This is a genomic window from Bacillus timonensis, from assembly GCF_004799755.1.
Taxonomy (GTDB): Bacteria; Bacillota; Bacilli; order Bacillales; family Bacillaceae_L; genus Ferdinandcohnia; species Ferdinandcohnia timonensis_A.
Map to the genome: position 1 here is coordinate 1 of NZ_SLUB01000098.1, position 7703 is coordinate 7703.

Consider the following 7703-nt stretch of genomic DNA (forward strand, 5'->3'; position numbering starts at 1 on the left):
AGATGTGTATAAGAGACAGCTATGAATTAATAAAGACTACTTTCAAACCTTCTATAGAGTATGATATTAAAATAACTGATAGAAAACATCAAGAATCAATAGTTTTGGATTTTGCTGAAGCTGAGCAATTGTTAGCTTTGAAGTGCACCATTAGTGTTAGACGAGAAAAATCAATAAATAACACATCAAGCGAGATAGTTATTGACTATCCTAAATGGCTAACTTTGGAATTAGATAGTATACATCACTTAGACCCAGCAGCATTTGACCATCAACAAGAAAAAAATGAATTAAAAATTAATACAAGCTATCTATTCAATGAAAATATAAGAGACTTGGAAACATTTATAGTCCCACTTAAAGTAATACCAAGAAAAATAAATAACTATGTAGGTAATATACAAGTCAAAATTAATACCACACCAAGAATTAGTTCACTTTTTATAAGGAGTAAAATAAAGGGCTTTAAAATAAAAATAATAGAAGGGTGAATAACTAATTGGAGAGTTTTTCGGTATGGAATTTAAACGTTGATAGCAGTTTTGAACAAACAATGGAGATTTACGAATCATATACTAATTGGAGAGTTACCGAAATCGATCCATATAATGGTGAAACCCTCGAATTTAGTATTGAAGTTATTCAAGAGGATGATTTTGAATTTTTCCTAGACAATGATGAGGAAAACAACATTAGATTTGCGCAAGTTAATTATAGGAGAGAAAAGGTTTACTCTATTGAAAGGAACAATCCTTTAAGAGACAAAAGAATCAAGCTTACCGATGTAACATTTTTTGTTTTTGAATATATGGGAAGTGTAAATTTTATTGCACTTAGGGGGAGTGGGCCTAACACTCTAACAGCCTTAAGGGCAGCAAATAATTGTACAAACAATAACGAAATTGTAGCTGATAATTTAGATTTAACAGAAGATTTTTTTTATTGGGTATTTCAAAGACACATGAACCATACAAATAGAGAATTGTATCCGGGTTCTAATACTTTTGTAGACGCTTTAACTGGTTTCAGTGGTAATACAAGAGACGAAGTTAATAATATGTGGGGTAGAGGTAATCGAATTTCTAGGATATTGGTTACGCTTGCATTCCTCTTTAACAATGAAAGTCTAAAGTCTTTAACACCTGATTTTAAGTATCAAGATGAGAATCTTGAGGTTGAGTTAACCCTCAGTGGTACTTTTAAATTTAATGAACAGAGTCATATCGGTAGGTACATATTTGAGCATGACCCGATTAAGAAAAAGGCTTGTTTATTGATGTTGTTTGTATTAGAAATTTTTCCGAATGTTAAAAGAGCTTATAACAATCACTTGGCAGATGAAACATGGGGGGCAGACCACCAGTTAAATTTTATTGCGGGCATTGGTTCTGAAATCCAAGACCGTGTTGAGGAAAAATTACAGGCTATTAGACTTATGTTAGAAGAAGATGAAGAGTAGATAGTACATAATGACTGAAGAACAGGGAGTAGTTGCGAATGCAGCTCCTCTTTTTATTTACTAGGAAGAGAGTCGATAATATAGTTATCTATTCAACTTTATATAAGATGAGTGTTTGGAGGAAGGAATAATGAAAAAATTGAAGAATTATAAACAATAAATTTATAGGAGGGGTAATTATGGATAATAAAGAGATTATGTTGAAGAAATCAAATGAAATCATAGATTCAGCACTTGAACATTTTAAAAGGTATTTAGAATTGAAAGATCAGATTTTAAATAATGAGTATGTTCAAGTATTTAGTGAGCTCTCGAAAATAGCACAGTTTGTCAAAGGAACTAATCATTTAATTGTAAACAGGAAGTTTCAAAAATTCTTGGAAGGCTTTAACGAAAATGAAGAACCATTGGATAATCAGATTAATAAACTAGTAAATTATGTTACTGACGAGGATAAAGCAGAGTTTATTGCAGATACTTTCACAAAAGTGATGTTAACCAATTCAAGTAAAGCCAGCTTAATTATGGGCAGCATTTTACATTCGGTTATATCTACAGAAGGCCCATTAGAACATGAAAAATTAGTATGTATTAATGCACTAACAACATTCTTTAATAATGATTTAGAAAACGTAAAATTTATATATGAATATATGCAAGAAAATAATAGAAAGAGATTGTATTTACCCAATCTGATTAGATATTGTAAAGAGAAAAACATAAATAACTCGAGCGTTGTGTTAACTGTAGAAAAATGTGTTTCGTCTCAAATAATGTTTAGAGAATTCGAAACTGATATATCTGCATCAGTTGATGTAGACAACGAAAGTGTAGATATAGACAATAATGATGTTGATGAATACCACAAATTTTCAAGGCCGGGTATTATATTACTGACATACATAAATAGAACTATAAAGTAATGGCAGACTCTTTGTAGAAGTATGGCAGAGCATTTGTTTTTAGAAATGGTATTCTATTAACATAGATTAATATCAAATTTAGCGCTTATCCTATTGGAGAGGCGCTTTACAATTTCAGATGCAAAACTTTACTAGTAACTCAAAACGGCAAATCATCTTTTGGAGGGACTCTCCTTATCTGCTTGGTCAAATCGGTTATATCCTTATTCCCCTCATACAGGACCTTATCAATAATCGTTTCTCTATATCCAGTTTCCTCGATAATGCCCATAATGTACTGATAAGCTACGATTGCAACAGCAAGTTCAGGATTATCCTTATATTCTTTCGGGTGTACATTAAAGGCACCGCCACTCCTAGTATGATAACCTTCAATATTGAGAAACACATCAATGTTAACTTTCATTTTTTATTACTCTCCTTTTCACAAACGTACGTTCTTATTTATGCTGATTATAGAATATATGTTCGCTATAATATTGTAAAGGAGAGGCGGGAGGATATAAATGCATAAGCTAACAATAAAACAAAAACGAGTATTGGATACAATCGCATCATTTATTGATGAACACGATTATGCACCAACAGTTAGGGAACTATGTTCAATACTAAGCCTGGCATCACCAAGTACAGTTAAAGGATACCTCGATAAATTGAAAGACAGAGGATATATAGACTTTGAACCGCGCTCTCCCAGAACGCTTAGAATATTAAAAAAAGTATAATCTGCCTAAAAGTAAGCCGTTCTTTTTCGGAGTAGCATAGAGAAAAGCATATATAAAAACAGTGGATATCTCAAGAATAACCATACTGCTTTTTAGAATTATTAAAAGGGGGGTCTATAGTAAAATGGTAAAAAATTTATTGCACTACCTTGAAAATAAACTTCTCTAACCTCGAAAAAAGGCAATACCAAAGAGAACCCGAGATTAATTAATCCATAGATAAGGATTGCTTATTTTTGGATATACCATTTACCTTCAGAAACTTCACTCACCTTTAAACCTTGAACTTTAGTTAATAAATTAAATTTATTAAAAATTATTTCTCTATTATCCTTTAACACTAAGCTTGCATTTTTTCCGTTATTTAATGCCTCGACAACCTCATCAAATGAAACGTTTTGATTTCTGAGGATAAACCATTTACAGTTGTTATCCTCTTTTGATATATAATATTTGTTTCCACGATCATTAATTTTCTCTTCGGATTGATAAAGTCTTAATACTCCCTTAGAATCATAAGCAACTTTAAATCCGTTATTATCTATTGCAATTTCTCCCGGTCTCAATTGATCAATCATCTGTCCACTGGATAACCATTTTTTCATCTTACAAGTCACCTTCACGCAAAATTATAATTACAAATAATATATCGGATATTTTTTGGGGATTAAAAGTGTAGTTGGCATATTAATTTGATGAAAGGTGTACTATGTTTTTATTTATTTCCTCACAAAGTTTACAGTTCGAGAGGATTAAAAATAACCCCCTAAAGGTAAACAAAAATAAAAAAATCATGAATTTAAAATGTACTAAAACAGATTGGAAATGCCGTCTAAAACCGCAAAAAATCAAATCCGCCACCAATCCGCCACCAACATCCTATTTTACCTATCCAACAAAGATTATTCCAATACATAAAAAAGACCACAAAACCCTTTGTTTATAAAGGTTTCATGGTCAATCTTCTTAGCGTCCCAGATTGGAATCGAACCAACGACCTACAGCTTAGGAGGCTGTCGCTCTATCCTACTGAGCTACTGGGACATAAAAATATTCTACAGAAAATAATTATAGAATTAATTAGCATCAACGGTCAAGACATTTGAATGCCAAATAAAAAATCCATCCCCCGATTGGAAAATGGATTAGCATGTAATTGGAAAAGCCACAATTGCCGTAATACCCTAAGAAAGTTTAAAACCACCACTCCTCAAAGTGGGTGTTTGCAGAAACGTTCCTGTATGTCCTTCATGTCGCCATGGACGAAGACCTGCCATTCCAGTTTCAATGTTAAACTCCCTATTTCAGCTCAAAGGTTAAACTTTATTATGATTACGTACAATGTAGCTTGTATATGTATACTACATGATTGAATCGAGGAAATCAAATGTAAAAATCATCCAGTTTGTTGAACTTTGTCACTTGAATTTTTAGATAAAATTGTGTACTTCCTCAAACCTTGATGAAACAGGAATCATTCGAGATGATACGAAGAATTTTTGTCGAAAAATATTTCGAAAACCTATCTTTATTGAATACATCCGCTCATCTTGCAAAATACTAGATAAAAAAGTTATGAGGAGATAGGAAATGAAACCCAACAACGAACAACTTACTTCAGCGGAAATGGGAAAGCTTTGGGCAGTTTATATGGGGAACACAATGGCCATTTGCGTGTTAACCTATTTTCAAAAACATTGCCAGGATCCTGACATTATGGAAATCTTAAAAAAAGCAAAAAGCATCAGTCAAAAAATCATTGAAGACATTACGAAGATTTATAATAAAGAAAATTTTCCAATTCCAATTGGATTTGATGTCAAAAAAGACGTAAACATGGATGCCCCAAGGTTGTTCGCTGATGAATTTTATCTTCATTATTTAAAGTATACGGCGAAAGCAGGGCTAAGTCTTTACTCCACAGCGATACCAATGATGATACGACCAGACGTAAGGGATACGGTAATCAAATTCAATCTGGAAACGATCGACTTTTTAGTTGAGTTAAATGTAACGTTAGAAAAAAAGGGCTTTTTAACGAAACCACCGGTAATTCCAATCCCGAAAGAAGTAAGTTTTGTAGAAAAACAAACCTATTTAGCTGGATTCTTTGGTGATATAAGGCCCTTGCAAGCTTTAGAAATTGCTCACCTCCAAGATAATTTAGAAAACAATGTGGCCAGTAAAGGACTATTGATGGGATTCAGCCAGGTGGCAAATCATAAAAAGGTGAAGGAATTTATGCTCCGTGGTAAGGAGATTACAATGGACCATATTAAGGATTGTATGGCAAAGCTTCAAGAAGAAAATCTCCCGGGGCATCCATTACTTGATGATTTAGTTGAGGCATCAACGATTCCACCATTCTCGGATAAGTTAATGACGTTCCATAAAATTGATATGTTCTCGATGAAGATACGATCCTATGCAAATGCAATGTCACTAAACGGCAGACGAGATATTGGGCTAATGTTTAGTAAATTCATCTTGGATATTGGGCGTTATGTAGAAGACGGCGCTAATCTCATGATTGATGAGGGATGGTTTGAAAAACCGCCACATGCTGTTGACAGAAAAGCACTTGCGGATAATGAATAGTAAAAAAGTCAGGCGCGAAGGCCTGACTTTTTCGTTTAAGGTAATGTAATTTCAAAAGGATCAAACATAATTGGCTTAGGAATTTTAGTAGCCTTAAATTTGACGTCTTTAGTCTTTGTTGCTTCAAATTCCTGCATGAAAAGATTCCCTTTAATTCGTTTTGCAAAAGGATTGTCTTGGAACGATAAATCCTTGCCATCCTTCGATTCTAACCATGTTCGATTCATCGTTAAGTTATCGTCAAATGGGAACTCACTATCCAATTCAAAATATACCACTGTTTTATCATCAAGAAACTCAACATCTGTCACTGTTATTTTTCCTACCTCGCCTTGGTCGAGAGTTAATGGGAGTGTTTCATTTAATGAAACAGATACATCATCAACAGCTCCCATACCTATAGGAATCTTGTAAGGTAGAATCGTTAGGCTTTTTACACCATATTTAATGGGTGAATAGAGATAACGATGGCTTGCCACTTCGACTCCGTTGATAGTATCTCCATAAGCGCTGCCTGTAAGTATTCGATGCACACTTCCTTGGTCATCAATCATTGCAAAATGTAAATCCATATAAGGGTCCATTTTTGTATTGTTCGGATCCGATTTTATTTGAATGGCTAAATCTGTTCCGGCCGGACCAAGCTTAACTGACTCAATTGTCACGTCCGCATTATTAATGACGTTTGTTGTATTTGGTCGAATAACCGTCACTTCATTTGATTGTTTCACCGGAAATTCAAATTCCCATTTTCCCGGCATTAGCCCCACAGCATCAATGATTACCTTCATATCGAACTCTTCCGGTAATTCCTCCGTGGGCGTAATATTCATGACCACTTCATACTTGGATGGAGTGATATATTTTCCAGAGCTACCTGTGCTAAAATTAATCTCTTCTCCATTTACCCAAATGTTTGGTCGCTCAATATTGCCAATCGCAATAAGAGACTCATGAGTCAAACCAAAGGTTAAACGAGTACCATCATAAAAAATTTCATTCATTGTTAGCGTTACACCATTATCTTTGGCTGTTTGGTTAACGACTTGAGTAAGCCCACTTTTTCCTGCGATTTGTAGCCCTTCATCATTGGACTCATTGAAAAAAGTTCCGACTAATGGAATTTCGGACGCAACCTTGGCTAATGTCGGTGAAAAAGTTGCCGATCCTAAAAACAGGATAAAGGCGGCAGCAACTGACCCGATGGTTGTATGGACAACCTTTTTACGTCTCGATTTCTGTTTTCGATTATCGTTAATGGTTTGTTGAATAATGCGATCAAGCTTCTCAACGGGCACATGAATGTTTTCAAGTTCTTTATTGAACTCCGGGTAATGTTTACTCATTCACAATAACCTCCTTTAATTGATCTCGTAAAAGGGCAATCCCGCGGTGTATATTTGTTTTCACGGTTCCTTCTGGACAGTCAAGAAATTCAGCGATTTGCTTGATTGTGTAGTCCCTGTAAAAGCGTAAAACTAAAACGGTTTTATATTTCTCATCTAATCCTTTTATGGCGTTTAATAAGTCAGAGTCTGCTTCCTTATCTGTGTACGAAGGAGCTTTGCTTTCAAGGAAATCCCATTCCATAGGAATCACTCTTTTTTTCCTGCGAAGCTGATCAATCGCAGTATTAATCAAAATTCGAGTAATCCAGGTTGAAAAATATGTATCATTTTTTAAACCCTTAATCGAGGTGAGCGCCTTATAAACTGCTTCCTGGAACACCTCAAGTGCATCGTCCTCATTTTTCATATACAAATAGGCCATTTTATAAAGCTTCGTTTTTTCGGTATCCATTAATTCCTGAAATGCCCGGTTATTTCCCTTTTTTGCTTTTGCAACCAGTTTACTGATATTCAAAACTCTTCCTCCCTCTATAAATGTTGATTTATCAACGGTTTGATCCGTTGATGGGGTGTCAAAAAAATATTTTTCGACACGATTACTAACAAAGTCTTCATAATATGTGAAACTATTCCAATACATGGGTACGCT

The 7703-nt window shown here is 34.4% G+C and carries 9 protein-coding genes, 1 tRNA gene and 1 other RNA gene; 5 read left to right on the plus strand and 6 right to left on the minus strand.

Translation table 11 applies throughout. From position 1 onward, the window contains the following. The 3 genes from E1I69_RS24585 to E1I69_RS23430 all read left to right on the plus strand — a co-directional run. Positions 1–491 (plus strand): hypothetical protein (locus E1I69_RS24585; protein ID WP_161974970.1); only part of this gene is annotated, 491 nt, incomplete at its 5' end. Positions 492–499: 8 nt separating this feature from the next. Further along, complete coding sequence (locus tag E1I69_RS23425; RefSeq protein ID WP_136381915.1) at positions 500–1459, plus strand: hypothetical protein; 960 nt, start codon at positions 500–502, stop codon at positions 1457–1459. A 179-nt stretch (positions 1460–1638) separates the two neighbouring features. Then, on the plus strand, positions 1639–2382 hold the full coding sequence (locus E1I69_RS23430) for a DNA-directed RNA polymerase (protein WP_136381916.1): 744 nt from the start codon (positions 1639–1641) through the stop codon (positions 2380–2382). A 139-nt stretch (positions 2383–2521) separates the two neighbouring features. Here E1I69_RS23430 and E1I69_RS24635 read toward each other — a convergent pair whose 3' ends face one another. Continuing rightward, positions 2522–2788 carry a hypothetical protein gene (locus E1I69_RS24635; RefSeq protein ID WP_136381917.1) on the minus strand — a complete coding sequence of 89 codons (267 nt, stop codon included), beginning with the start codon at positions 2786–2788 and terminating at the stop codon, positions 2522–2524. A 100-nt stretch (positions 2789–2888) separates the two neighbouring features. Between E1I69_RS24635 and E1I69_RS23440 the strand changes: the two genes are divergently transcribed. Then, positions 2889–3107 carry a transcriptional regulator gene (locus E1I69_RS23440; protein WP_136381918.1) on the plus strand — a complete coding sequence of 73 codons (219 nt, stop codon included), beginning with the start codon at positions 2889–2891 and terminating at the stop codon, positions 3105–3107. 230 nt (positions 3108–3337) lie between these two features. On the opposite strand, the gene E1I69_RS23445 is transcribed toward E1I69_RS23440, so the two are convergent. From E1I69_RS23445 to ssrS, 3 genes are all read right to left on the minus strand, one after another. After that, positions 3338–3712 (minus strand): hypothetical protein, encoded by a 375-nt coding sequence (locus E1I69_RS23445; RefSeq protein WP_136381919.1) that lies wholly within the window; start codon positions 3710–3712, stop codon positions 3338–3340. 365 nt (positions 3713–4077) lie between these two features. Continuing rightward, a tRNA-Arg gene (locus tag E1I69_RS23450) sits at positions 4078–4151 on the minus strand. Between the two features lie 114 nt (positions 4152–4265). Then, positions 4266–4460, minus strand: a non-coding RNA gene (gene ssrS / locus E1I69_RS23455) — 6S RNA. A 237-nt stretch (positions 4461–4697) separates the two neighbouring features. On the opposite strand from ssrS, the gene E1I69_RS23460 reads away from it, so the two are divergent. Further along, positions 4698–5705 carry a DUF3231 family protein gene (locus E1I69_RS23460; protein ID WP_136381920.1) on the plus strand — a complete coding sequence of 336 codons (1008 nt, stop codon included), beginning with the start codon at positions 4698–4700 and terminating at the stop codon, positions 5703–5705. Between the two features lie 35 nt (positions 5706–5740). Here E1I69_RS23460 and E1I69_RS23465 read toward each other — a convergent pair whose 3' ends face one another. Both E1I69_RS23465 and E1I69_RS23470 read right to left on the minus strand, forming a co-directional pair. Next, positions 5741–7051 carry a DUF4179 domain-containing protein gene (locus E1I69_RS23465; protein WP_136381921.1) on the minus strand — a complete coding sequence of 437 codons (1311 nt, stop codon included), beginning with the start codon at positions 7049–7051 and terminating at the stop codon, positions 5741–5743. Then, positions 7044–7703 (minus strand): sigma-70 family RNA polymerase sigma factor (locus E1I69_RS23470; protein WP_347561869.1); only part of this gene is annotated, 660 nt, incomplete at its 5' end. The genes E1I69_RS23465 and E1I69_RS23470, both read right to left, overlap by 8 nt.